Origin of the sequence: Bradyrhizobium amphicarpaeae (assembly GCF_002266435.3) — a bacterium.
GTDB lineage: Bacteria > Pseudomonadota > Alphaproteobacteria > Rhizobiales > Xanthobacteraceae > Bradyrhizobium > Bradyrhizobium amphicarpaeae.
In genome coordinates this window covers 4,299,571-4,324,575 of record NZ_CP029426.2, presented here as the reverse complement: position 1 = coordinate 4,324,575, position 25,005 = coordinate 4,299,571, and the positions used below count along the sequence as shown (strand labels likewise).

Annotated in this window: 25 protein-coding genes and 1 tRNA gene; 7 read left to right on the top strand and 19 right to left on the bottom strand. The window is 65.4% G+C overall.

What is annotated here, in order from left to right; translation table 11 throughout:
* Positions 1 to 19 precede the first annotated feature (19 nt).
* From CIT40_RS20135 to CIT40_RS20110, 6 genes are all read right to left on the bottom strand, one after another.
* The gene (locus CIT40_RS20135; protein ID WP_094891989.1) at positions 20 to 1,288 is read right to left on the bottom strand and encodes an MFS transporter; all 1,269 of its coding nucleotides are present in this window, start codon (positions 1,286 to 1,288) and stop codon (positions 20 to 22) included.
* A gap of 42 nt (positions 1,289 to 1,330) precedes the next feature.
* Positions 1,331 to 1,945: a hypothetical protein gene (locus CIT40_RS20130; protein ID WP_094891988.1), complete on the bottom strand. Its 615-nt coding sequence runs from the start codon at positions 1,943 to 1,945 to the stop codon at positions 1,331 to 1,333.
* 32 nt (positions 1,946 to 1,977) lie between these two features.
* Complete coding sequence (locus CIT40_RS20125; RefSeq protein WP_094891987.1) at positions 1,978 to 2,706, bottom strand: hypothetical protein; 729 nt, start codon at positions 2,704 to 2,706, stop codon at positions 1,978 to 1,980.
* A gap of 110 nt (positions 2,707 to 2,816) precedes the next feature.
* A complete protein-coding gene (locus tag CIT40_RS20120; RefSeq protein WP_094891986.1) occupies positions 2,817 to 4,178 on the bottom strand; it encodes a sigma-54-dependent transcriptional regulator in 1,362 nt (453 codons plus the stop codon).
* Positions 4,163 to 5,617, bottom strand: a complete 1,455-nt coding sequence (locus tag CIT40_RS20115; protein WP_094891985.1) for a sensor histidine kinase — start codon at positions 5,615 to 5,617, stop codon at positions 4,163 to 4,165. The genes CIT40_RS20120 and CIT40_RS20115 overlap by 16 nt, the downstream gene beginning before the upstream one ends.
* A 35-nt stretch (positions 5,618 to 5,652) precedes the next feature.
* Positions 5,653 to 8,133, bottom strand: coding sequence for a hybrid sensor histidine kinase/response regulator (locus tag CIT40_RS20110; RefSeq protein ID WP_094891984.1), 2,481 nt, complete (start codon positions 8,131 to 8,133; stop codon positions 5,653 to 5,655).
* 212 nt (positions 8,134 to 8,345) lie between these two features.
* On the opposite strand from CIT40_RS20110, the gene CIT40_RS20105 reads away from it, so the two are divergent.
* From CIT40_RS20105 to CIT40_RS20090, 4 genes are all read left to right on the top strand, one after another.
* Complete coding sequence (locus tag CIT40_RS20105) at positions 8,346 to 9,428, top strand: zinc-binding metallopeptidase family protein (protein ID WP_094891983.1); 1,083 nt, start codon at positions 8,346 to 8,348, stop codon at positions 9,426 to 9,428.
* Positions 9,429 to 9,615: 187 nt separating this feature from the next.
* Positions 9,616 to 11,631, top strand: coding sequence for an acetyl-CoA carboxylase biotin carboxylase subunit (locus tag CIT40_RS20100; RefSeq protein ID WP_094891982.1), 2,016 nt, complete (start codon positions 9,616 to 9,618; stop codon positions 11,629 to 11,631).
* 165 nt (positions 11,632 to 11,796) lie between these two features.
* Positions 11,797 to 12,663 (top strand): isocitrate lyase/PEP mutase family protein, encoded by an 867-nt coding sequence (locus CIT40_RS20095; protein WP_094891981.1) that lies wholly within the window; start codon positions 11,797 to 11,799, stop codon positions 12,661 to 12,663.
* A complete protein-coding gene (locus CIT40_RS20090) occupies positions 12,660 to 12,959 on the top strand; it encodes an acylphosphatase (protein ID WP_094891980.1) in 300 nt (99 codons plus the stop codon). Before CIT40_RS20095 ends, CIT40_RS20090 begins: the two co-directional genes overlap by 4 nt.
* 174 nt (positions 12,960 to 13,133) lie before the next feature.
* Here the strand turns inward: CIT40_RS20090 and CIT40_RS20085 are convergent, their stop codons facing one another.
* Positions 13,134 to 14,654, bottom strand: a complete 1,521-nt coding sequence (locus CIT40_RS20085; RefSeq protein ID WP_094891979.1) for a PAS domain-containing sensor histidine kinase — start codon at positions 14,652 to 14,654, stop codon at positions 13,134 to 13,136.
* Between the two features lie 186 nt (positions 14,655 to 14,840).
* Entirely contained in the window at positions 14,841 to 15,695 is an 855-nt protein-coding gene (locus tag CIT40_RS20080; RefSeq protein ID WP_094891978.1) for a LysR family transcriptional regulator, read from the bottom strand.
* A 113-nt stretch (positions 15,696 to 15,808) separates the two neighbouring features.
* Here CIT40_RS20080 and CIT40_RS20075 point away from each other — a divergent pair, with 113 nt between their 5' ends.
* Positions 15,809 to 16,231, top strand: a complete 423-nt coding sequence (locus CIT40_RS20075) for a tautomerase family protein (RefSeq protein ID WP_094891977.1) — start codon at positions 15,809 to 15,811, stop codon at positions 16,229 to 16,231.
* 43 nt (positions 16,232 to 16,274) lie between these two features.
* On the opposite strand, the gene CIT40_RS20070 is transcribed toward CIT40_RS20075, so the two are convergent.
* Both CIT40_RS20070 and lipB read right to left on the bottom strand, forming a co-directional pair.
* The gene (locus CIT40_RS20070) at positions 16,275 to 16,988 is read right to left on the bottom strand and encodes a DNA helicase (RefSeq protein WP_100298064.1); all 714 of its coding nucleotides are present in this window, start codon (positions 16,986 to 16,988) and stop codon (positions 16,275 to 16,277) included.
* A gap of 199 nt (positions 16,989 to 17,187) precedes the next feature.
* Positions 17,188 to 17,925 (bottom strand): lipoyl(octanoyl) transferase LipB, encoded by a 738-nt coding sequence (gene lipB, locus CIT40_RS20065; RefSeq protein ID WP_094891976.1) that lies wholly within the window; start codon positions 17,923 to 17,925, stop codon positions 17,188 to 17,190.
* Positions 17,926 to 18,031: 106 nt separating this feature from the next.
* Here lipB and CIT40_RS20060 point away from each other — a divergent pair, with 106 nt between their 5' ends.
* Both CIT40_RS20060 and CIT40_RS20055 read left to right on the top strand, forming a co-directional pair.
* Entirely contained in the window at positions 18,032 to 18,274 is a 243-nt protein-coding gene (locus tag CIT40_RS20060) for a FliM/FliN family flagellar motor switch protein (RefSeq protein ID WP_011088012.1), read from the top strand.
* Between the two features lie 181 nt (positions 18,275 to 18,455).
* Positions 18,456 to 18,540, top strand: a tRNA-Leu gene (locus tag CIT40_RS20055).
* 8 nt (positions 18,541 to 18,548) lie between these two features.
* On the opposite strand, the gene CIT40_RS20050 is transcribed toward CIT40_RS20055, so the two are convergent.
* The 9 genes from CIT40_RS20050 to CIT40_RS20010 all read right to left on the bottom strand — a co-directional run bounded on the left by CIT40_RS20050 (position 18,549) and on the right by CIT40_RS20010 (position 24,988).
* Positions 18,549 to 18,734: a hypothetical protein gene (locus CIT40_RS20050; RefSeq protein WP_094891975.1), complete on the bottom strand. Its 186-nt coding sequence runs from the start codon at positions 18,732 to 18,734 to the stop codon at positions 18,549 to 18,551.
* A complete protein-coding gene (gene zigA / locus CIT40_RS20045) occupies positions 18,731 to 19,945 on the bottom strand; it encodes a zinc metallochaperone GTPase ZigA (RefSeq protein WP_094891974.1) in 1,215 nt (404 codons plus the stop codon). Before zigA ends, CIT40_RS20050 begins: the two co-directional genes overlap by 4 nt.
* 323 nt (positions 19,946 to 20,268) lie before the next feature.
* Complete coding sequence (locus tag CIT40_RS20040) at positions 20,269 to 20,835, bottom strand: type II toxin-antitoxin system VapC family toxin (protein WP_094891973.1); 567 nt, start codon at positions 20,833 to 20,835, stop codon at positions 20,269 to 20,271.
* A 1-nt stretch (position 20,836) separates the two neighbouring features.
* On the bottom strand, positions 20,837 to 21,205 hold the full coding sequence (locus CIT40_RS20035; protein WP_244611812.1) for a hypothetical protein: 369 nt from the start codon (positions 21,203 to 21,205) through the stop codon (positions 20,837 to 20,839).
* Positions 21,206 to 21,318: 113 nt separating this feature from the next.
* Positions 21,319 to 22,293 carry a tripartite tricarboxylate transporter substrate-binding protein gene (locus CIT40_RS20030; RefSeq protein WP_094891972.1) on the bottom strand — a complete coding sequence of 325 codons (975 nt, stop codon included), beginning with the start codon at positions 22,291 to 22,293 and terminating at the stop codon, positions 21,319 to 21,321.
* A gap of 24 nt (positions 22,294 to 22,317) precedes the next feature.
* Positions 22,318 to 23,034: a GntR family transcriptional regulator gene (locus CIT40_RS20025; RefSeq protein ID WP_094891971.1), complete on the bottom strand. Its 717-nt coding sequence runs from the start codon at positions 23,032 to 23,034 to the stop codon at positions 22,318 to 22,320.
* A 23-nt stretch (positions 23,035 to 23,057) separates the two neighbouring features.
* Complete coding sequence (locus CIT40_RS20020; RefSeq protein ID WP_094891970.1) at positions 23,058 to 23,798, bottom strand: SDR family oxidoreductase; 741 nt, start codon at positions 23,796 to 23,798, stop codon at positions 23,058 to 23,060.
* A 22-nt stretch (positions 23,799 to 23,820) separates the two neighbouring features.
* Positions 23,821 to 24,591 carry an SDR family oxidoreductase gene (locus CIT40_RS20015; protein WP_094891969.1) on the bottom strand — a complete coding sequence of 257 codons (771 nt, stop codon included), beginning with the start codon at positions 24,589 to 24,591 and terminating at the stop codon, positions 23,821 to 23,823.
* A 16-nt stretch (positions 24,592 to 24,607) separates the two neighbouring features.
* The gene (locus CIT40_RS20010) at positions 24,608 to 24,988 is read right to left on the bottom strand and encodes a carboxymuconolactone decarboxylase family protein (protein ID WP_018320625.1); all 381 of its coding nucleotides are present in this window, start codon (positions 24,986 to 24,988) and stop codon (positions 24,608 to 24,610) included.
* Positions 24,989 to 25,005: the final 17 nt, after the last annotated feature.

The following is a 25,005-nucleotide window of genomic DNA, read 5'->3' as shown; positions in this document are numbered from 1 at the left end:
TCCTTGACGTGAAATGAGTTCATTCGGCAGCGATAGCGGATGACGGCGGCGCTGTCTCCCCCCGCGGGCGTGGGCCGCCATGCCGTGTCTCGGGCAGCGCAAGAAGGCAGATGACGGCGCCGATCGCGGCGACAACACCGAGAGTGATGAACGCCACGCTATAGCCCGCGCCGACCACGACGAAGCCCGCCAGCGTCGTCGACAGCGCAGCGCCGATGCTCTGTGCCGTGATGACGGCGCCCTGCGCGACGTTGAAGCGGCCGGTGTTGCGCATGAGGTCGGCGATGATGACGGGAAAGATCGCGCCGAAGATGCCGGCACCGACGCCGTCGAGGAGCTGCACGCCGACCAGCCAGAACGGATTGTCGGAGAGCGTGTAGAGCGCGCCGCGGATCGGCAGGATCAGCAAGGCGGCCAGGAAAAAGCGTTTGTGTCCCCATGTGTCGGCCTTGGCGCCAACCAGCATTGCGAACGGGACCATCACGAGCTGGGCGGCGACGATGCAGGCGGACATCAGGCTGGTGCCCAGGTTCTTGTCCTGCAATGCCAGCTTCTGCCCGACCAGCGGCAGCATCGCAGCGTTGGAGAGATGAAACAGCAGCGCGCAGATGGCGAAGACGAGCAGCGGGCGGCAGGTCAGCAGCACCTTGAGCCCGGAAGGCTGTTCGTGGTGCTCGGCATCGTTCGCCCCGTCGAGCCCGCGCGCGAGATCGTGGTCGATCGCCCGTTCGGGAATGGCCAGGATGCTGACGAGGCTCGCGATGGCCATGCCGGCGAGCAAATAGAACACGACCGTCGGTCCGAACCAGTAGGCCGACAATCCGGCCAGGCCCGCCGCCACGGCGTTGCCGGCATGGTTGAACGTCTCGTTGCGGCCGATCCGTCTGGTGAAGGCGCGATGTCCGAAGATGCCGAGCGAGACGGCGGCGATCGCCGGCGGAAAGATGACGCCGGCCGCCTGCGCGATCCCTTGCGAGATCGCGACCGGCAGGAAGCTCGGAAACAAGGGCAGCGACAATGAGGCGAGCGTCACCATGATCGCGGCGACCGCCATCACCGTCCGCTTCGCGCGGGTCGCATCGACCAGCGCGCCGGCCGGAGTCTGGGCGAGGATGCCGGCGATCGTCGCGACCGACATCACGAGGCCGATACGCGCCTCGTCCCAATGTTGCTCGGTGAGCAGATAGACGGCGAGGTAGGGGCCGAGACCGTCGCGGACGTCGGCGAGGAAGAAATTGGCAGCATCGAGTGCGCGGCCGGCTCGTGCCGTCTCGTGCCTGTCCGACATCAATGTCTCCTTCCTCGCCAGGCGTCCTCGCGAAGCGTCTGGTCAGGCCGCGTGGGCGTGCGGGTGGCCGTGCTTCGGCTTCTTGTCCTTTGGTTTCGGCTTCTTGATCCGCTTCAGCCGGTCCTCATCCGGGCCGATCTCGTCGACATGGATGACGCGGCCATGCTTGGTTACAAGACCGTCGCCGCGGGCCGCGACCGTCGCACCGGGGGCGAGCAGCGCTGCGATGTGCTCGGCTTCCTTCGGTCCGATCCGCAGCACGGTGCCATCAGACAGCAATGCGCCGCGGAGTTCGCCCTTGGGCCCGAACAGCGACAGCTCGATTGTGCCGTCCGCTGCCATCGGGATGTGCTTCACCTTGGGATGCTCGCGGTCGTGGTCCGGTCCGTTGTCCACGATCTCGCGCCCGCCGGCGGTGGTGACAGCGACCGCAGCCAGCAGATCTGCGCCGCGCGGCCGCACGACGCGGACGCGAACCTTTTCACCCTGCTTGAGATGGCGGGTGATCTCCGTGTCCATATGCGGCGGCGTATGGACGAGGATGAGTGTTTTCTTGTCCTTCATGACGAAGCCGTCGACCTCGCCGTGAGGATTGAGCACGAAGCGCTCAAAGGTGCCCGCGGTCTCCGGCAGGCTATCGGGATCGATCCAATGCATGATGTCGCTCTTCCTGTTGACGTGAACCGAGATCAGCCGCGCGGCGGCGGGGGCGGCGGACCAAAACCCGGGGGTGGCGGCGGCGGGGGACCGCGACGATCCGGGCCGTCCTTCGGTCCGGGCGGGCGAGGGCTGCGCACTTCGGTCATCTGCTCCGGCGAAGCGCCGATCGCGCGCACGTCGACGACCTTGCCGAGCGCGGTATCGAGGACGTCGCCGCGCACCGAGATGCTTCGGCCCTGGGCGAGCTGGTCCTGCATGCGTTCGGCCTCGGGGGGCGGCAGACGCAGCGTGGTGCCGTCATCGAGCACGACGCCGTTCACCTCGCCGCGCTTGCCGTGCAATTGCAGGGCGATGCGGCCGCTGATGGTCTGGTCGTCATTGGCACCGCGCCGGTCCGGCGGTCCGTTGTCGACCACGCTCTTGCCGGTCGCGACATTGGTGACCGACGCCGCGTCGACCAGCGGAATGGCACGGGCGCGCAGACCGCGCACCGAAACCTGGTCGCCGGGACGGATCGCAAACACCGTCTGGGCGCTGAGATGCGGCGGCAGTTTCACCTCGGTGCCGTCGGTGAGAATGAGTCCGTCGACGTCGCCGCGCGGCGTCAACGTGTACTGCTTCACGGTCCCGCGAGATTCCGGAAGCTGCGATGAATCCCATATGGGATCCCGGGCCTGCGAATAAGCGGCGGCCCCGCTGCCGATCGCCGTGGTGGCGAGCAACACCCAGAACAGCGCGCGCATGCGTGTGGTCTTCATGGAACAACTCCTGTCGATATCGCGACCTGGTCGCTTACACAGGGTTCAGCAAGCCATATGCCAGTCGCAAAATGATTGATCCGAAAGGAGTTTTTGCCGCGCTCGCGGAGTTAGCCGTCGTCTTTGCCGACACGGTCCGTCAGCTTTTCTGACGCCTCGGCAAGCCCGTAGCGCTGCATCTTGGTGTAGAGCAGCTGGCGGTTGATGTTGAGACGGCGCGCCGCCTCCGTGCGGTTGCCGGCGCAGGCCGCCAGCGCGCGCTCGATCATCTGCCTCTCGAGCTGGGCGACCGCCGCGGGCAGGCCCGCATCGTCCGGCACGGGGACTGCTGCTGCCGGATTGGCGCTGGTGTCGATGTCTTCCGCTCCGATCACGTCGCCGCGTGTCATGATGCAGGCGCGCTCGATCGCGTTGCGCAGTTCGCGAACGTTGCCGGGCCAGGGATGGCGCTGCAATTTGTCGATCGCGGCCTCGCTGAGCCGCTTGTGACGGCTGTTGCTCGCGCCCGCGCGCGCGAGGAAGTGCCGGGCGAGCGGCACGATGTCTGCCGCACGATCGCGCAGCGGAGGGAGCGCGATCTGCACCACGTCGAGCCGGTAATAGAGATCCTCGCGGAAGTCTCCGGTCCCGGCGAGCCTGGCTAGATCGCGGTGGGTGGCGGCAACGATGCGCGCATTGGTGCGCACGGGCTTGCCCCCGACCGGCGTGATCATTTGCTCCTGCAAGGCGCGGAGGATCTTGGCCTGCATCGGCAGCGGCATGTCGCCGATCTCGTCGAGGAACAACGTGCCGTTGGCGGCATCGCGGAACGCGCCGGAGCGGTCGGCAGTCGCGCCGGTGAAGGATCCCTTGACGTGGCCGAACAGCTCGCTTTCCAGCAGGTCGGCAGGAATTGCGGCGCAATTGACCGCGACGAAAGGACCGTCCTTGCGCTTGCCGTGAATGTGAAGCGCGCGCGCCACCAGCTCCTTGCCGGTGCCGGTCTCGCCGCGGATCAGCACGCTGGCGTCGCTGTCGGCGGCGAGACCGATCGCCTTCTGCACGCGGCGCATGGGCTCGCTCGATCCGATCAGGCCATCCCCGGCATCGTCTTCCCGAGCTTCGATCGCCGGCAGGCGCCGGGGCAGGCGATCCAGCAGGGCCTTGAGCTCCGCGCGGCCGATCGGCTTGCTGAGGTGATCGAAGGCGCCAAGCCGCATCGCCTCGATCGTGTTGGCGGCGCTTGCAAACGCGGTCAGCACCACGACATGCGGGCAGCCCGCGCTCGCGCGGATGCGGCGCAGGACCTCGATCCCGTCCATGCCGCCCGGCATGCGCAAATCGAGCAGCACCACATCGACGTCGTCGTCTAGTGCCGCCAGACCTTCGCGGCCGGACGCGGCGAGGCGGGGTTCATGGCCGAGATCGGCGAGGGCCTCGGCGAGACCCTCGCGCAGGGCGCGGTCATCGTCGACGATCAGGACGGTCGCCATGGCACCTCGATCTCGAATTCGGCGCCGCCGACGGAGCGGACCAGGCGGACATGGCCGCGATGATTGCGCGCGATCTCGCGAACGATGGCGAGCCCGAGACCGGTGCCGTCGGCGCGCCCGGTGACGAACGGCTCGAACAGGCGCTCGCGCAATTCGTCGGGAATGCCGGGACCGGTGTCGGACACCTGAAGCAGCAACAAATCGCCTCGCCGGCGCGCATCCACGCTGATCTTGCCGCCCGCGGGCGTATTCTGGATGGCGTTGATGATCAAATTATCCAGGGCCCGCTGCATCTGCAGCGGATCGAATTGCGGTAACGGCGAAGACGCGGGTCCAGTTCCCGCGGTCAGGGCGATGTCCCGTGCCGTGGCGAGGTCGCGATGAGTCTCGACGGTGCGCGCCAGGAAGGTCTCGAGATCGACCTCAGCGAGCCCGGGCTCGCGCGCCTGCGTCATCTCCAGGAGGTCGCGCAGGAGAACATCGAGCCGATCGACCTGTTGCAGGATCGAGGTCAGCGCCGCCTCGCTGCGCGAGCCGTCGGCGACCGCCAGCGCATTCTCTGCCTTGAGCCGCATCGCGGCGATGGGATTGCGGATTTCATGCGCCAGGCCGGCCGACATGCGCCCGAGCGCAGCGAGCCGCTCGGCCGCGGCGGCGCGGCGGCGCTCCACCGACAGGCGTTCGCCGGTGCTGTTGAGCGCCTCGACCAGGCGGTCGAGCTCCGGAGCCCCGGTCCGCGGCAATGTCGGCAGATCGATGGTGCCGGCGTGGGGGGCGTCCAGGGCGGCCTCGATCTGGTTGATTTTGAGCGACCAGACATAGAGCAGGCGCGCGAGCCACGCGGCCGAGCCGAAGATCGTGAGCGCGAGCAACAGGAGGCCGGCCAGCAGCTGATTGTAGGCCGGCCCTTCCGCCGTGAATGCCCGCGTCATGGTCCATCCGGTCACGCCGGTCAGCGGGCCGCGCAGCGGGCAGGCGTGAACGATCAGCACTTGTGACCGGCCGCTTTGTCGGATCGAGGAGGGCCCGCCGGATCGCTGCGCTTCGGCATTGACGTCGCGAATGGTGTTGAGCTCGGCCGCGGGCAGGTCGGTCTTCGGTCCGGTGCCTTCATAGGTCGGAAAGGCGTAGGCGAGGGAGCCCGTATCTGCCTGCCAGATGCCGCCCTCGACGCCGGCGGCACCCGACAGCGCGCTCTGAACGACCGCTGCAAGCTGCTGCTTCAGCTCATCGTCGATTTCGCCGCCGCTCCAGCCCGTGACGAAGAATTGGTAGCGATCGGCGAGTTCGCGGCAGGCCCGCGCCGCCAATTCCTCGGAGCGCGCCAGCCGCGCATTGGCGGTCTGTTGATAGGATTCGAACAGCAGATAGCCGGTGGCCATGCCTGACACCACCAACATGATCCACAGGGCGAGCAGCCGGGAGCGAAGCGAGCGCATGCGCTAGGGAACGCGGATGGCTGAAAATCTGCCGCTCATGGCCGCGCCACCGACAGCTTCTCCGTGATCGCCTTGCGCAGGATGCGCGACAGCGATTCCACCGAATACGGCTTCTGGATCAATTCGAAACCGCGATGTGCATTCTCGGCGAGCACGTTGCTGTAGCCGGACGTCAGCACCACGGGCAGGCCGGGATAGCGCTCGCGGATGATGCCGGCGAGCTCGACGCCGTTCATGCCGGGCATGATGACGTCGGAGAACACGAGATCGACGGCGAATTCGTTCTCGCCGAGGATCGCCAGCGCCGCGTTGGCGTTGGCGACGCGGCGAACGACATAGCCGAGATCCTCCAGGAGCTCGGTCGAGAACTGGCCGACATCGTCATTGTCCTCGACCACGAGCACGCGATAGCCACGCCCGGTGGTCGCGGTCTCACTGGTGAGTGCCGTGGCCTGTTTTTCGGCGGCGGGACTTTGCGCCTGCGGCAGGTAGATGGTGAAGGTCGCGCCCTTGCCCTGGGTGCTCGTCACCGCGACGTCGCCCTCCGACTGCTTGGCGAAACCAAACGCCTGGCTGAGGCCGAGGCCGGTGCCCTTGCCGACCTCCTTGGTGGTGAAGAACGGCTCGAAGATCGCGTCGAGATGTTCCGGCGCGATGCCGCTGCCGGTATCGGTGACGGAGATCGCGACGTAGTCGCCGCCGCGCGCCGATTGCGCCCGCAGGCTCGGAATCCCGGAGACCTTGCGCACGGCGATGACGAGGCGGCCTTCGCCGTCCATGGCATCGCGGGCGTTGATGGCGAGGTTGATCAGCGCGGTCTCGAACTGGGCGATGTCGGCCACCGTGAAGCATTCGGCATCGTCGATTTCCACCGCGATGTCGATGCGCCCGCCGACCAGCGGCCGGACCAGCTGCACGACGCCTTCGACCTGACTGCCGACGTTGAAGATCTGGGGCTTCAGCGGCTGCCGGCGCGCGAACGCCAGCAGCTGAGCGGTCAGCTTCGAGGCGCGCTCGACGGTATCGGAGATGGCATCGACATAGCGGCGGCGGCGCTCTTCGGGCAGCTCGCGGCGGCGCAGGAAATCGGTGGCCGAGCGGATGATGGTGAGGAGATTGTTGAAGTCGTGCGCGACGCCGCCGGTGAGCTGGCCGATCGCCTCCATCTTCTGCGACTGCCGCAGTGCTTCCTCACCGCGCCGGCGCTCGGTGATGTCGACGGCTTCGGGCACGGCGCCGGTGATGTTGCCGTGGCGATCAAGCACGGGACGCATGCCGAAGTCGAAATCGCGCTCGCCGCCGGGAAGGCGGAGGCGCATCTCCAGCCGCACGGCTTCGCCCTTCAGTACGGTGTGGAAGGCCTCGCGCACCAGCGCACCCATGCCCTCCGTCGCGCTGAACCACGGCGTCTCCCACAACGGCTTTCCGATGACATCCGAAGAGCTCGCCCCGATACCGTCGAGTGCGGTCTTGTTGGCGTAAAGCAGCTCGCCCCTGAGATTGACCAGGCCCTGATACTGGTTGCTGGTCTCCAGGATCGCGCGCAGCCGCGCCTCGTTGGATTCGAGCTCGGCGGTGCGCTCGGCGATGCGCTCTTCCAGCGTCTCGTTGAGCCGCCGCAGCTCGATCTCGGCCTGCTTGGCGACGGTGATGTCGTGGGCGACGCCGATGAAGCCGATATGCTTGCCGGTCGGGTCCCAGCGCGGCTGCGATTCCGAGCGAAGCCAGCGCCATTCGCCGCCGGCGTTCTTGTAACGCGCCTCCAGCACGAACGGCTTGAGCGACGCTTCGCCCTGGACGGATTGCTGCAGCACGTGCGGCAGGTCGTCGGGATGCAGTACCTTGCGCCAGTCGAAGTCGATGGCCTGGTCGTAGGGCAGGCCGACGAAGTCGACATAGGCCTGGTTGGCGAAGGACCGTTTGCGATCGAGCTTGGTCACCCAGATCGGCACCGGCGCGCTGTCGGCGATCAGCCGAAATCGCTCCTCGCTCTCGCGCAGGGTCTCGCGCGCGAGCATCTGGTCGGTGATGTCGATATGGGCGCCGACGAGGCGGATGGCGCGGCCATCCTGGTCGCGCTCGATCTTGGCGACGACCCGGATCCAGCGGGTCTCGCCGTCTTTGGGGCGGACGATGCGGTACTCGGCGGTGTAGTCTTCGCTGGTGTCGGCGAGGGCATCGAGGAAGTGCCTGACGGCGGCGTCGCGGTCGGCGGAATGGATGCGGTTGACCCAATCCTCGTGCGATTCCTCGGCCGCCTCCGGCGGCAGGCCGTGGATGATGAGGTATTCGGGCGAGCGGCGGTTCTTGAAGCCTTCGCGAAAATCGACCTCGACGCCGCCGACCTTGCCGATGCGCTGGATGCGCGCCAGCTCGGCCTCGCGCTCCTGCAGCGCGCGATAGGCGTTGTCGCGCTCGCGGGCGACGTCTTCGAGGTGTTGGCGCAGCCTTTCGGCGGCGAGGGTCTCGGGCAAGGGATCGTTCAAGGCGTCGGCCGTTGTCATGCGGAAGCGCACGTGCCGGAGCGATATTCACACAGACGGAGCGCGATGGCCATTGTTTAAAGGGATTGGTATGGAAAGACGCCACTGAACATGCGGCGATGCGTAGAATGAAACGCCGCGTCCGGCAATTTGTTCCGAAAACTGGAACGATCGGCCGGCAAGCGCGTCTTCGCGAGGCGCCACCAATGCCTTTATGAAGGCTCCGTTTCCGAAGAGGATAGATCTTGAAGCTCTTTGTCTGCCAGGCCTGCGGCAACGTTCTCTATTTCGAGAACCGTGCCTGCGAACGATGCGGCCATCAGGTCGCCTTCCTGCCGGAAAAGGAGACGATGTCGGCGATCGAGCCCGACGGCGAGGCCTGGAAGATTTTGGCCGACAAGGGCGAAAGCCGGATGCTGTGCCGGAATGCCGAGTACGATGCCTGCAACTGGCTGACGGACGCAGGCGATACCACCGGTTATTGCCGCGCCTGTCGTCACAACGGCATCGTGCCGGATCTGTCCGATCCCGCCCAGCTTGCCGGCTGGCGCGAGCTGGAGGTGGCGAAACACCGCCTGTTCTACTCCCTGATCCGCTGGAAGCTGCCGCTCCGGACCCGGCAAGAGGATCCCGAGCATGGCCTGATCTTTCATTTCCTGGCCGACGATCCCAACAGCGGGGAGAAGGTCCTCACCGGCCACGACAACGGTCTGATCACGATCGCGCTGACCGAGACCGACGAGATCGAGCGCGAGCGGCGCAGGCTCGAGATGGGAGAGCCCTATCGAACGCTGCTCGGACATTTCCGCCATGAGGTCGGGCACTATTTTTGGGATGTACTGGTCCGCGACGGCGGCAAGCTCGAGGAATGCCGCGCGGTATTCGGCGACGATTCCACTGATTACGGTGAGGCCCTGCAGCGCCACTATGCCGAAGGCGCGCCGCCGGACTGGCAGCAGAACTACGTCTCGGCCTACGCCACCATGCATCCCTGGGAAGATTTCGCCGAGACCTGGGCGCACTACCTCCACATCGTCGACACCCTGGAGATGGCCGGCGAGTTCGGCATGGAGGTGCGGCCCAAGATCGACCGCGACGGGGAGTTGACGGCGCGCATTCGGTTCAATCCCTACGAGGCCAGGGACGTCCAGGCGCTCATTGACGCATGGCTGCCCTTCACGTTCGCCATGAACAGCGTCAACCGTGCCATGGGCGCGCGCGACCTTTATCCCTTCATCCTGTCGCAGGCCGTGGTCGCCAAGCTGGACTTCATTCACGGCCTGGTTCGGGACGTGGCCAAATCGGCCTCCATGACCACGAAGGGGTAGGGCCCCCGGGGCGCCGCCAGCCCCGTTCCCGGGCCCATTTCGGTCTTGCGGTGGTACGCCAGATGGCACGGATTTAGACCGTTGCCTCCTGCCGATTTTGATGTACCACGGGAGCCACACGGCCCGTCCCCCATAGGCCCCAACGGCCAGGGAAGGGTCCCGCCCAAGGTCGAGATTCAAGAAAAGCATGTTCAAACGCATTCTGATCGCCAATCGCGGCGAAATCGCCTGCCGGGTCATCAAGACCGCGCGCCGCATGGGAATTGAGACGGTTGCGGTCTATTCCGAGGCCGACCGCGACGCCCTCCATGTCGAGATGGCCGACGAGGCCGTGCTGATCGGTCCGCCGGCTGCCGCCGAGAGCTATTTGGTGATCGAGAAGATCGTCGAGGCGTGCCGCAAGACCGGCGCCGAGGCGGTGCATCCCGGCTACGGCTTCCTGTCCGAGCGCGAGGCGTTTCCGCGCGCGCTGGAAGCCGCCGGCATCGTCTTCATCGGCCCGAACCCGGGCGCGATCGCGGCGATGGGCGACAAGATCGAGTCGAAGAAGGCCGCCGCCAAGGCCAAGGTCTCGACCGTGCCCGGCTATCTCGGCGTGATCGAGGACGACAAGCACGCGGTCAAGATCGCCGACGAGATCGGCTATCCCGTGATGATCAAGGCTTCCGCCGGCGGCGGCGGCAAGGGCATGCGCATCGCGCATTCGACCGCCGAGGTCGCGGAAGGTTTCAACCTCGCCAAAGCCGAGGCCAAGGCCTCGTTCGGCGACGACCGCGTCTTCGTCGAAAAGTTCATCGTCGATCCCCGCCACATCGAGATCCAGGTGCTGGGCGACAAGCACGGCAATGTCATCTATCTCGGCGAACGCGAGTGCTCGATCCAGCGCCGCAACCAGAAGGTCATCGAGGAGGCGCCGTCGCCGTTGCTCGACGAGGCCACGCGCCGCAAGATGGGCGAGCAGGCGGTCGCGCTGGCCATGGCCGTGAACTATGATTCCGCCGGCACCGTCGAGTTCGTCGCGGGCCAGGACAAGAGCTTCTACTTCCTGGAGATGAACACGCGCCTCCAGGTCGAGCATCCCGTCACCGAGCTCGTCACCGGCATCGATCTCGTCGAGCAGATGATCCGCGTCGCCGCCGGCGAGAAGCTCGCGCTCGCGCAGAAGGACGTCACGCTGACCGGCTGGGCGGTGGAATCGCGCCTCTACGCCGAAGACCCGTTCCGCAACTTCCTGCCCTCGATCGGGCGGCTGGTGAAATACCGGCCGCCGGCGGAAGTGAGCAAGGACGGCATCACCGTGCGCAACGACACCGGCGTGCAGGAGGGCGGCGAGATCTCGATCCATTACGATCCGATGATCGCAAAGCTCGTTACGCATGCGCCGTCGCGCGCGGCCGCGATCGAGGCCCAGGCGACCGCGCTGGACTCGTTCTACGTCGACGGCATCCGGCACAACATTCCGTTCCTGTCGGCGCTGATGCACCATCCGCGCTGGCGCGAGGGACGGCTCTCGACCGGCTTCATCGCCGAGGAATTCCCCAAGGGCTTTGCGGTGCGCGTGCCTGAAGGCGAGGTCGCCCGGCGCATCGCCGCGGTCGGCGCCGCCATCGATCACGTGCTGGGTGAGCGCAAGCGGCAGATCTCGGGGCAGATGGGCGGCCGCGTCGTGCAGCGCGAGCGCCGCCGCGCGGTCTGGCTCGACCGTCAGGAGATCCAGCTCGAGGTCGCTCGCGAGGGCGACGCCATCGCGGTGCGCTTCGTCGACGCCGAGGGCAAGGCCGGCAATTCGCATCTGCTGGCCTCGCCGTGGAAGCCGGGCGATCCGGTCTGGCAGGGCACCATCGACGGCCATTTGGTCGCGGTTCAGGTGCGGCCGATTCCCAACGGCATCCGGCTCGCGCATCAGGGCGTCGAGGTCCCGGTCTATGTCTGGACCGAAGCGGAAGCAACCTCGGCGCGGCTGATGCCGGTGACGACGGCCTCCGACACCGGCAAGAAGCTGCTGTGCCCGATGCCCGGACTCATCGTCTCGATCGCGGTGACGGAAGGGCAGGAGGTCAAAGCCGGCGAGACGCTGGCGGTGGTCGAAGCCATGAAGATGCAGAACGTGCTGCGCGCCGAGCAGGACGGTACCGTGAAGAAGGTCCATGCCAGCGCCGGCGCGACCCTCGCGGTGGACGCGCTGATCCTCGAGTTTGCGTAAGTGTGAGTGGGGCCTCGCTGGGTTCCACGAACACCGTCATTGCGAGGAGCCCTTGGCGACGAAGCAATCCAGTTGTCTCAGTGGATGCATTTCTGGATTGCTTCGCTACGCTCGCAATGCCGGAGATTGGAGCTGCGGCTTCGGTCCCAAGAGAAAGAAAGCACCATGGCCTTTCGGTCCCGCCGCGAGAAACTGCGCCTCATCCTGTCGGGCCCGGCTTGCGTCCATCCCGGCTCGGTCTATGACGCGATCTCGATCCGCATCGCCGAGGATCTCGGCTTTCCGCTCGGCATGTTCGGCGGCTCGGTCGCTTCACTTGCGGTGCTCGGCGATCCCGATATCACGCTGATCACGCTTACCGAGCTTTGCGAGCAGATGCGGCGGATGTCGCGCGCCTCAGTGCTGCCGGTGCTGGTCGATGCCGACCACGGCTATGGCAATGCGCTCAATGTGCGCCGTACGGTGCAGGAGCTGGAGGCGGCGGGCGCTTCCGGCCTCACCATCGAGGACACGCTGCTGCCGGCGGCTTTCGGTGAGGCAAAGGCGCAGCTGATTTCGCTCGAGGAAGGCGTCGGCAAGATGAAGGCGGCGCTCGATGGCCGCAACGATCCTTCGCTGGTCATCATTGGGCGCACGGGGGCTGCCTCGATCACCTCGATCGAGGATGCGATCAAACGTGCCAAGGCGTATGAGGCGACGGGCGTCGATGCGCTGTTCTTCACCGGAATCAAGTCGCGCGCCGAGCTCGAGGCGATCGCCTCTGCAACGCGTCTTCCCATCGTGCTCGGTGGTGCGCCCGACGAGTTGAATACGCTCGACTATCTCGCCAGCCAGCGCGTGCGCATCGCGCTTCAGGGCCACGCGCCGATCGCGGCGGCGACGCAGGCCGTCTACGAGACCCAGAAGGCGTTGCGCGAAGGCACGGCGCCGAAGGCGCTGAAGGGATTGCCGTCGGCGGACCTGACCAACCGTGTCATGCGGGAGGCCGAGGTCAAGGCGCGCAGCGCCGACTTTCTCGGGCTGAAGAAATGAGCCGGGCGATCCTCCAGGTCATGATCCGCGGGCGCGTGCAGGGCGTCGGCTACCGGGCCTGGGTCGAGTATCAGGCGACTGCGTGCGGCCTCGAAGGCTGGGTGCGCAATCGCCGCGACGGCTGCGTCGAAGCGCTGTTCGCGGGCGCGCCGAAGCACGTCGCCGACATGGTCGCGCTGTGCCGCCACGGCCCGCCGTCCTCGCGCGTGGACAGTGTGACGAGCGAGACGGCGAGCGCGGATGAGCTGAACCTGCGCCGGGCAGGGGAAGCGTTTTCGGTGTTGCCGACGCTGTAGGTGCTGTCTGTGCGTCGGCCACGTGGGAGTGGCAAATGCCGAGCAGCCAAGCCGGTCTCGTAGGGTGGGCAAAGGCGCACTTGCGCCGTGCCCACCATGATTTTCGCGGTCGTTATGAGATGGTGGGCACGCTTCGCTTTGCCCACCCTACGAAGGGTTCACCTCTCGAGAACCTCACCTTGGCAGCTTGGCGATCGCCTCGCTGAGTTCGTGGATTTCGTAGGGCTTGCGGAGGATCGGAAAATCGCCGCGCACGCCGGCGGCGACCTCGCTGTAGCCGGTGGCGAGCAGGATCGGCAGGCCAGGGCGGATCTCGCGGAGATGATGGGCGAGGGTGAGGCCGTCCATCTTGCCGGGCATGACGATGTCGGAGAACACGAAGTCGACGCCGTTGCTCTCGATCTCACGCAAGGCGGCTTCGGCGTCCGCGACCCGGCGCACCTGGTAGCCGAGCTGTTCCAGCAGGCCGATGCTGACGACCGCGACGTCCGGATTGTCCTCCACCAGCAAGACTGTGCCGCTGCCGTGGAACGCCGGTTCTGCCGCCATCTCTTGTGATGGGGCTTCGTTCCCGCGCGGCAGCAGGATGGTGAAGGTCGTGCCGTTGCCGAGCTCGCTTGCGACCCTCACCGTGCCGCCGGCCTGGTGGGCGAAGCCGTGGACCTGGGACAGGCCGAGGCCGGTGCCTTTTCCGATCGGCTTGGTGGTGAAGAACGGCTCGAAGATCTTGCCGAGCACGTCGGAGGGAATACCGAACCCGGTGTCGGTGACGTCGATTGCGACGAAGTCGCCGGCGAGCGGTGCCTCGTCCAGCGCGACATTGCGCGCGGCGATCGTCACCGTGCCGCCGTCGGGCATCGCGTCGCGGGCATTGATGACGAGATTGAGCAGCGCGGTCTCGAGTTCCGAGGCGTCGGTCTTGAGTGGCCAGACGTCGCGGCCGATATCGAAGGTCAGGCGCACGGAGCTGCCGACGCCGGCATCGAGCACCTCGCGGATCGCCGCGATGCGTTCGGCGAAATCGATCGCCTGCGGATTGACGCTCTGCCGCCGCGCGAAGGTGAGGAGCTGGTTGGTGAGCGCCGCGCCGCGCTTGGTGGCGGTCTCGATCGCCGAGATCGCGCGCTGAAGCTTGGCCGGGTCGTCGGCGCCCCGCTTCAGCATGTGCAGGCTGCCGCTGATGATCATCAGCAGGTTGTTGAAGTCGTGGGCGACCCCACCGGTGAGCTGTCCCAGCGCATCGAACTTCTGGGACTCGGCGAGCTGCTTCTGCATCGCCTCGAGCTTGAGCTGCGTATTGCGGCGTTCGGTAATGTCGCGCGTGATCTTGGCGAAGCCGACCAACTCGCCGCCCTCGTAGATCGGGTCGATCACCACGCTTGCCCAGAAGAAGGTGCCGTCCTTGCGGACCCGCCAGCCTTCCTCCTCGTAGCGCCCCTTTTCCCTGGCGATGCCGAGCGCACGGGCCGGCTTGCCGTTGGCGCGGTCGGTCTCGGTATAGAAGCGGGAGAAATGCTGGCCGAGGATCTCGTTTGGCGAGTAGCCCTTGATGCGCTCGCCGCCGATGTTCCAGCTGGTGATGATCCCCTTGGGATCGAGCATATAGAGGGCGTAGTCCGCAACTCCCTCAACCAACAGCCGGAAACTACGCTCGCTCTCGAACAAGTCCCTCTGCTGACTGAATTTTTCGACCATTCCCGGACCCTGCCTCAACGGGGGCAAACGCCGCAAGGGCGAGATGGTTCCCCGACGTTGGAACATTTTTGGGCAAAGATCCCCCTCCGTATACGCGAGGAGGCCAACTTGACAAGGGAGCGGTCTTCGAGGAACTCGGCCGCCGCCAGCGCAGGCGCGGCGCGTTCGAGGCGATCCTGTGAGGTATCAGGCGGCCGCAGCGCTCCGGAACGTCGCCGCCACCGCGCGCAGGGCCGCAAGCTTCGCGGGATCGCTGACCTTCGAATGCAGCATCACCTTGGAGCTTCCGAGCTTCGGCAGCTTGTGCGCTGGCCCGATGTCGACGAGTCCCGCCGGTGCAATCCGCCGAGCCAGCGGCGCGATGGCGAGTCCGGCCAGCGCGGCCGCCACCACCGCCGTGACGCCGCCGCCGACAAAGCGCTCGCGCCAGGTGAGGCCAGCCTTGTCGAGCGCGCGCACGGCAATCGCGCGGACGCCGCAGGGCGGGGCGAGGGTCGCAAGCGGCAGCGCTTCGCCCTTGGGCAGCGTGAAGCGGCGCGACGCGAACCAGCCGAACTCGTCCTCGGTCAGCTTCTCGCCGCCGCGGCGGCTGCCTTCCTGACGCACGATCACGGCATCCAGTTCGCCCGCATCATAGGCATCCTGCATCTCCCGCGAGAAGCCGATGGTCACGGCAAGGGTGAGGTTCGACGACATCGCGTGCAGGCGCTCCAGCAGCGGCACCAGTTCGGGTCCGGCGGCGTGGTCGGAGATGCCCAGCGAGAGCGACTGCGAGGCGGGGGCCTCGCCCGACAGCGCGCGGTCATGCGCCGCCATCAGCGCGCGGGCGCGATCGAGGAAGCTGGCGCCGTCGGAGGTGAGCCGGACCGCGCGCGGCGAGCGTTCGACCAGGCGTCTTGCCAGCAATGTCTCCAGCCGCTGCAGCTTGAGGCTGACCGCGGCCTGCGTGGTGCCGAGCGCTTCCGCGGCGCGGGTAAAGCTCTGGAGCTCGGCGACCAGCAGGAAGGCTTTGACCGTGGCGATGTCGAGAGTGGCTGTCATTATGAATAGTTATCACTGGTATCAACAGAGATAAGATACCAAAATGACAGGAGGAGGTCTAGCTTCTCATCAACGCCGCGCAAATCCCGCGCTGCAACTCGAGGAGAGCCACCATGCCCCTGATCACCGTGTCCTACACTTCGTCCCGCCAGTCTCCCTCGTTGAAGGCCGACATCGCCAACGCCGTGTCCGAGCTCACCGCAAGGATCCTGCACAAGGATCCCAAGGTGACCGCCATCATCGTGAAGTCGGTCGAGGCCGGCGACTGGTTCGCCGGCGGCAAGTCGCTCGCCGAGCAGAATCTCTCCAGCTACTGGATCGACATCCACGTCACCGAGGGCACCAACACCAAGGACGAGAAGGCCGCTTATCTTGCCGCCATGTTCAAGCGCATGGCCGAGATCCTGGGGCCGCTGCATCCCGAGACCTATCTGCATGTCGACGAGGTCAAGGGCGACGCCTACGGTTTTGGCGGCCTCACCCAGGAGCGCCGCTACATCGCCGGCAAGCTCGACGTGTCGCTAGCTGCGGCGTGAGGCTGCAAGCCGCGGGTGAGCCATCTCACCCGCGGCCTGAGCGTCAGCTTGCGTCCCGGAACTGGACTTCGGAATTGTTCAGGAAGCACGTCTTGTCGAACAGCGTCAGGTCGAGCGGATTCGGCAACCGGACATCGTCGAGATCCGGGCAGGGCTTGACTGCGGGATTGTAGGACCGGTCGATCTGCGAGATGAAGACGACGATCAGCCCCTTGTCGCGTGCGAACGATTTCAGCGCACGGACCTGAACGGAGAGGTCGGGGTTTTCCCGCCGCTGGTCGAGCAGTTGCAGATAGTCGATCACCACGACTGTGCCGCGTGGCGCCGCGGCCATCTGCTTGACGATGTAATCGGCGCTGATGGCGTCCGAGCAATCGACCTCGAACATGTCAGCGAATTGCGCAGGGCTCGCGCCGATCGCCTGGATGCGTTCCAGCACATCCTTCTCGGTGTCTTCGAGCGAGAAGAACGCAGCGCGATGGCCGCACTTCATGGCTTCCACGGCAAGTTCGAGGCTCATCAGCGTCTTGCCCTGGCCGGGCCGCGCGCCGACCAGCACCAGATCGCCCGGCCGGAATTGCGGAAACAGCCTGTTGGCCGGCGTGATAGCAGCGGCTTTCGCTGCGAGCATGCTCCAGGTGGAAAACCCTTCCGTCGTCGCGATGCGGTCGAGTGCATCGTGCAGCGGAATGCCTTCCTCGCGGGACAGGCGCTTCGCCTTGCGCTTCAATTGGTAGATCGGTGCAGACAATCTCATCGTCAAAACCTCCCATTGCGAGCAGAAAGCGCAATCCCTCCTTATGCCTGGCGCTCGAACAGTCGGCCGATGATCAACTCGCCCGGCATGATGTCTGCTTTCCCGGCGGAGGGGGGAGGCGTGGGTGACGCCTGACGCAAGCATAGCCGATTCCGCGACCAGGGGAGAGCAGGCGCGATCAGGCTCGGTGAGAAAAGTGTCAGACGGCCGCTTCCGGCACGCGTGCCGTGGTCGGCCCGAACAGCTCCTCGAACGCCTGCCGAAGCGCGATGTCGACGTCGGCCATGGTCACGAGCTGGCCGAGATCGACCAGCGAGGTGACGCCATAGCGGGGATCGATCACCCCGCACGGCACGATGCCGGCGAAATGCGACAGCTCCGGCTCGACATTGATGGCGATGCCGTGGAACGAGACCCAGCGTTTCAGCCGCACGCCGATCGCCGCGATCTTGTCCTCGAAACCTTCGCCCTTGTCGGGCCGTTTCACCCAGACGCCGACCCGGTCCTCGCGCCGCTCGCCGCGGACGTTGAAGGCGGCAAGCGTGCGCAGAATCAGCTCTTCCAGGCTCGCGACATAGGCCCGGACGTCGGGCCGGCGGCGCTTGAGGTCGAGCATGACATAGGCCACCCGCTGGCCGGGCCCGTGATAGGTGAGCTGGCCGCCGCGTCCCGTGGCGAAGATCGGGAAGCGGGGATCGCGCAGGTCGGCTTCCTTGCCCGAGGTGCCCGAGGTGTAGAGCGGGGGGTGTTCGAGCAGCCAGACCAGCTCCGGGGCCTCGCCCGACGCAATGGCGGCGACCCGGGCTTCCATGGCGGCCACCGCTTCCGGATAGGGCACCGGGGCGTCCGAGATCCGCCACTCCACGGGCTGGCCGCGGGACGCCGAAAACGACGTCAAATCCAGCTCTTGGCGCGGGTTTTGGGGCAAATTAACCATTGGCTAACCATAACGTGGTGATCATTGCAGGTGCAAATGCCAAGTGCTCGTCCGAGTCCTTGTCCGAAGTCCTTGGTCCTTAGTCCCTGTTGCGGCGGTCCTGACAGTGCCCACTCTCGATAAAGTCACCGTGGATCTCATGGTCGTCCTCGGGACGACCACCATGCCGATCCATCAGGTATTACGTCTTTCCCGCGGCGCCATCATCGAGCTGGACGCAACCGAGGCCGACGAGGTCAAGGTTTTGGCCAATAATCTGCCGGTCGCCTCGGGCGTCGTGCTGGTCGACCGCAACCGCATCGCGGTCGAGGTCAAGCAAATGCTGCCGCGCACGCCGGGCACGCGGTAGCGGCCGGGGCACGCGGTAGCGGCCGGGGCCTGCGGCGAGGGCCGATTCGGGGCCAGGCCAGGAACTTTCCTGCAAAGCTGTGGAATTCAGGGCCTTTGCAGGCTTGTACCCCTCTGATGGATTTGTTAGATCGGCGCCGTTGATCCGGCTGGCCTTCAGGCCTCAAGCCGGCATCCCCAAAGCGCTCGTGGCGGAATTGGTAGACGCGCTGCCTTGAGGTGGCAGTGAGTAAAATCGTGGGGGTTCGAGTCCCTCCGAGCGCACCACCTTCATATCATTGTCGTTTGGACTGGATTTCGGCGGCCGCCTCGTGCGCCGCCGGTTGACCCGACGGATCATGTGCGCAGCCGCCGGCAGGGATGTCCGGCGGGAAGATGCTGTCGTAGATCGCGCGCGCCTCGCGAATGAGGCGCTGCCGCTCGAGTTCTGATTTGGAGGCGAAGCGGACGATCTTGGTCATTCGTGGACCACGACTTCGTCCGCGCGCCGCCAGACTGGAAACGGGTCTGCGAGCTTCGCCCATTCCGTGACGTTCATGGCCGGCTTGCCCGGGACCAGGCAGGCGTCCAGGCGGGCCCGAAGTGCGCTCTCGTCCATGCCCGCGCCGATGAACACGATTTCCTGGCGACGATCGCCATAGACGTCGTTCCAATTTGCGCGCAATCGCTTGCGCCAGAACGGGTCGTCCGGCCAGCGTTCCGCAGGCACGCTCGCCCACCAGAATCCGAGCGCCTCGGTGCGCGTGATCGCGCCGGCCTGGCTGATCTCGCCAAGCCATTGCGGGCGCGTCGCCAGCCAGAAATGTCCCTTGCCGCGGATGACACCGGGCCAGGGTTCTCGCACGAACTTGTCGAATTTTTCGGGATCGAACGGCCGGCGCGCGCGATAGACGAAACTGGTGACGCCGTATTCCTCCGTCTCCGGCACGTGATCGGCGAAACCGTAAAGCTCCTTGAACCAGAGCGGATGCGCTTGCGCCTTTTCGAAGTCGAACCGGCCGGTGTCGAGTATCCGATCGAAGGGGACCCGGCTGTGGTTGGCTTCGATCAGCTCTGCGTCCGGATTGAGCGCCCGGATGATCTTTCGCGCGGCTTCGCGTTGCGCCGGCAAGGCGTCATCGACCTTGTTGAGCACGATCACGTCGGCAAACTCGATCTGCTCGACGAGAAGATCGACCAGCGTGCGCTTGTCGTTCGCCAGCGCTTCGCCGCGCTGCTCGAGGAAATCCGTCGACGAATAATCCCTCAGCAGATTCACCGCATCGACCACGGTGACCATGGTGTCGAGGCGTGCCACGTCGGAGAGGCTTTCGCCGTCCTCGGAGCGGAAGTCGAAAGTCGCCGCAACCGGCAGCGGCTCGGAGATGCCGGTGGATTCGATCAGCAGATAATCGAACCGGTCGTTTTCGGCGAGGGCGCGGACCTCCTTCAGGAGGTCGTCGCGCAGCGTGCAGCAGATGCAGCCGTTGGTCATCTCGACCAGCTTCTCGTCAGTCCTGGACAGGTTCGCACCGCCATCGCGGACCAAATCCGCATCGATGTTCACCTCGCTCATGTCGTTCACGATCACCGCCACTTTCAGGCCGTGCCGGTTGTTCAGGACGTGGTTCAGCAAAGTGGTCTTTCCAGCCCCGAGGAAGCCGGACAAGACGGTGACGGGGAGTTTTCGCATGGAGATCGAACAGTCTTTTCAAGGGGATACGGGGACGGCGAGGCATTGGGACCGAACATGTTATGTTATAACATTACATTTGGTGTTGGCGCCATCGTCAAGCTGTTTTGCGGTTCAGCCGCGGTTACGAACGTTCAAGTGATTGTTCTTTGCCCCTACGGAGCGGTCGTGGCAGGCAAAATGCCGACACCAGCGGTGAGCTCGAAGGGCGACCGGAGTCACCCCAGCGTAGAAATCGAACTGAACATCAAGGTTGCAGATTACTGCGGCAAGTGCACCTTGGCGCGCGTTCAAGCTCTGCGGCTTCTTCCTCGGAGAAGAGTTTATTTCGCGCGATAGAACAGAGCGCGCCCTGATGGAATGAGCTGGAGTAGAATATCGTAGTCGCCGACGTTCGCGGTCAGGACAACCAAGCCTAGCTTTTGCGCTTGAAGGAATAGCACGCAATCCTGGAGAGCGCGAAGCTTGGCGCCCTTCTCGTAGCCTTGGAGACGGCAGAGTATCCCCGACAACAGCGCAGCGCGTCCGAGGACCTCGATGTCCGGCGCAAAGACACGATGTGGTGGCATTGCTCTGATCTGCTTGCCGATCACTTCAATAACACCGGCGGTTCGCGCGTCGGATGGATCCAAGACGCCGACCGTGTACATCAGTTCCTGGATGGCGACAGTCGAATGATTGACCTGTCGCTGCGCGATCAAATCGTCCAGCAGTCTTGGCGAACGACCTTGCATCTGATCGATGTACACCGATGTATCGAGCAAGAGTCCTTGTCCGCCGATTGAATTCGGATCGGCGAACGGGAGCTCGTTGTCTCTTCGTCGTGCCAGGGTTCTTTGCGGATCGAAGCGCGCCCACCGCCGGACAGCGTCGAAATCCAACTCCGCCACTCTAAAAGCCAAGCTTCAGCTTCGGATCGACCGTGGCGCGAGACTCCTTGAACGCGTCTGCGAAATTGTCATCGAGCGCGACCGTCGCCAGGGCAAACTCGATCAAGTCTGTATCCGTTTTGATGCCTGTCTGCCGTTTAGCCTGCCTCAGCAAGGCGGGGCTCACCCTGCCGCCGATCCGGCCACCTTTTTCGCTCAGGAGGCCCGACTTTTCCGCCGCCCGCATAACCGCTTCGAACCGCGCGTTGCTCTCGACAAGCCGGCTCGTCGCTGGCTCCCGATGAGCCTTTTGCCCCGAGCTACCCTTGGCCGCGCCGTGTGCTCGCTTGCCCTGGCGCGTTGGGAATTTGCTTGCTGATCCTTTTGTCATGGCAATTTGCTCATGTTAGACAAAATTCATTTTTGTCTAACATGGGGGTTCCAGAATTTCAAGGTGTGCCCTGCTCAATGAGCAGCGTGCACACCTTCGGATCGCTCCGGCGCCTATTGCGGCTCGATCCCGGCCGCCTTGATGATCCGTCCCCATTTGCCGATCTCGGCTTTCAGGAAGGTCTCCAGCGCTTCCGGCGTCGCGCGCTCGGTCTCGACCGGCGCCATGCTCAGCTCGGCGAAACGGCTGACCAAAGCGGGATCCTTCAGCGCCGTCTGCAGCGCGCCGACCAGATGATCGAGCACCGGCTTCGGCGTGCCGCGCGGCGCGTAGAGGCCGTACCAGGTCGTGACATTGAATTCGGGGACGCCGGCTTCGGCCGAGGTCGGCACATCCGGCAGCGTCGCGACACGCGTCTTGCTGGTGATGGCATAGCCCTTGATCGTCTTCGACTGGATGTACGGCGTCGGCCCCGTCGCGGGATCGCAATAAACGTCGATATGGCCGGCGATGATGTCGTTCAGCGCCGGTCCGCCGCCCTTGTAATAGATCTGCGAGAGCTTCGTGTCGGTGGTGCTCATGAACATCAGGCCGCAGAGCTGTGAGGCCGAGCCGAGACCGACATTGCCGAAAGTCATCTTGTCACCCTCGCTGCGGATCCGGGCGATCATCTCGCTCAAATCCTTGGCCGGGAAGTTCGGCCGCGCCACCAGGATCATCGGAACGTCGGTGACGAGCCCGATCGGGGCGAAGTCACCGACCGGGTCGAACGGCAGCTTGGCGTAGAGGGAAGGCGCGGTGGCCTGGCCGACATGCATCAGCAGCAGCGTGTAGCCGTCAGGAGCCGCCTTGGCGACGCGGTTGGTGCCGAGCGTACCGCCGGCGCCGACCACGTTCTCGACGACGACGGACTGCTTCAGCGTCGCGCTCATGGCGCTGCCGAGGATGCGCGCGATGACGTCGCCCGGGCCGCCGGCGGAGAACGGCACGATCATCGTGACGGGGCGGACGGGGTAGTCGTCCGCGACCGCCGCGTCACCTGGGCAGAGCAGGAGGAACAGGAACAGCGATCGTACGAGAAACTTCATCGAACACTCCCTGGCGGCATTGTTCTAGTCGTCGGAAGGCGCCGCCTCCTTGGCCGCCGACGATTTTTCGATCATGTCGAGTGCGGCCACCGCGGCCGCGTTGATGTGGTCGACGCAGCAGCGCTCGGCGAGATCCGCATCGCCGTTCTGGATCGCGCGCCAGATCGCGGTGACCTCGCGAAGGCTCTTGTTGATCCGCTTCGGTTGCGACATCGACGTGATCCGCAACAGCTGGATGCGGTCGTGCAGGGGCTTGAGCATGCGCTGGATAAACGCATTGCGGCAGCCGCCGATCAGCGCCGCGTAGAAGTCGGTTTTCGCTTCGAGGCACCCGACGAGGTCCTGCCTGGCCGCGGCCGCCTTCAGCCGCGTCAGGGCGTCGCCGATCCGGCGGGCGACTTCGGGGTCGTGAAGCCTGGCGCATTCGCGGCCGGCGAAGCCTTCGAGCACGGCGCGCGCCGCGTAGAGCTGCCGGGCTTCTTCGAGGCTGATGGTGGACACCACGGGGCCGCGGTGCGGGACCATATTGACCAGCCCGTCGGCCTCGAGCGCACGCAGCGCCTCGCGGATCGAGGGGCGGCTGACGCCCATCATCTCGCAGAGCTCGCGCTCGACCAGGCGTTGGCCCGGCTTCAGCGTTCCCGACATGATCGCCTCACGCAGCTTCTGCGCCACCATCGCCCGGACGGTCGGGACGTCTTCGATGCGGAGTGTCGACTGCAATTCGCTACGTCTTTCCATGTCCGGGTCCTGTTCGGGAAAACTCAGTACCGGTTTACAGGCAGAATCATCATTTCGGCAATTTGAACGTGGGCGGGCTGGTCGAGCGCGAAGACGATCGAACGGGCGATATCGGCCGGATCGAGCGCCATCCTGAACTGGTCGAAATAGTCTTTTTCCTTCTGCGTATCGCCGCGGTAGCGGGTCAGGATGATGTTGGTCCGGGTCAGGCCGGGCTGCAGTTCGGTGACCCTTATCGCCGTGTCGGCCAACTCGCCGCGCAGGGTCTCGGTGAACATGTGCACGCCCGCCTTGCTGGTGCTGTACGCCGCCATGTCGGGCACGATCCGTACCGCGTTGATGGAACTGATGTTGACGATATGGCCGGCGTTGCGCTGGACCATGCCGGGGAGGATCGCGCGCGTGACGCGCATCAGGCCGATCAGATTGGTCTGGATGATGTTGGACCAATCATCTGCAGAACCGACGTCGAAGCGCGTCCGGCCGCCGATGTCGTGGCCGGCGTTGTTGATGAGAATTTCGACCGGCCTGAAATGACCGGGAATGGCATCGGGCAGGCGATCGACGGCCTTGGCATCGCTGATGTCGAGCTCGATCGGAAACACCTTGTCGCCCGCCGTCGCCGCCAGTTCCTGAAGCGCCTTGGCGTCGCGATCGACCAGCACGACACGGCGGCCGCTGTCGAGCAGTGCCTTGGTGATGGCGCGCCCCATCCCACCGGCGGCGCCGGTCAGCACGACGGTCTGGCCTGATTGTTCAGTCATCGCAGCACTCCCATTCCAGTTCTCATGCGACCGACCAGCCGCCGTCGATCGGCAGGCTGGCGCCGGTGATGTCGTTTGCGGCGGGGCCGCAGAGGAAGACGACCATGGCGGCGACGGCGTCCATGTCGATGAAGCGCTGCGTCGGCTGGCGCTCGCCGAGATAGTCGCGCGTCACGTCCGCGACGGGACGGCTGCTGGTCTGCGCCATCGTCGCGATCTTGTTCAGGATCGCGGGCGTCGGCAGTGTGCCGGGGCAGAGCGTGTTGCAGGTGATGCCGCTGCGCGCCGTCTCGATGGCGACAGCGCGGGTCATGCCTGCGATCGCCGTCTTGGTGGTGACGTAGTCGATACGGTCCTCGACCGCGCGGCTCGAATAGATCGAGCCCAAATTGACGATCCGGCCCCAGTTGCGCTGCTTCATCGCCGGCAGCGCCAGGCGGATCAGATGGAACGGCGCCGACAGATTGACGGCAAGCGCCTGCTCCCACTTCTCAGGTGGAAACTGCTCGATCGCGGAGAAATGCCTGACAACGGCGTTGTTGACGAGAATATCGATGGCGCCGCAGCGGACGTGCAGATCGGCCATCATGGCTTCGATCGCTTCACGCCGGGACAGATCGACGCCGGCTGCGACGACCTCCACGCCGAAGCGGGCGCGGAGATCATCCGCGGCCTGCTTCGGCGCGACGAGGTCGTGCAGGACAATATTGGCGCCCGCGCCGGCCAGGCCTTCCGCGATGGCGAAGCCGAGGCCCGCAGTCGCGCCGGTCACGAGTGCCCATTTGCCCTTCATTTGCAGTCCTGCTCCGCTACTTCCTGTCGAGCTCGGCGAAGACTTCCTTCGCGTTGCGGAACGCATCGACGCCGGCCGGCACGCCGCAATAGATCGCGACCTGCATGAAGACCTCGCGAATTTCCTCCTTGGTCGCGCCATTGGCGAGCGCGCCGCGGACGTGAGTCTTCAGCTCGTGCGGCCGGTTGAGTGCGCAGAGCATCGCCAGATTGAGGAAGCTGCGCGTCTTGCGGGTGAGGCCTTCGCGGCCCCAGACGTAACCCCAGCAATATTCCGTGGTGAGGTCCTGCATCGGCCGGTTGAATTCGTCCGCTGATGCGATCGCCTTGTCGACGAATTCGTTGCCGAGCACGCTCTTGCGGATCTCGAGGCCGCGGTCGTAGGTCGCCTTGTCCATGTTGTTCTCCGTTTTTT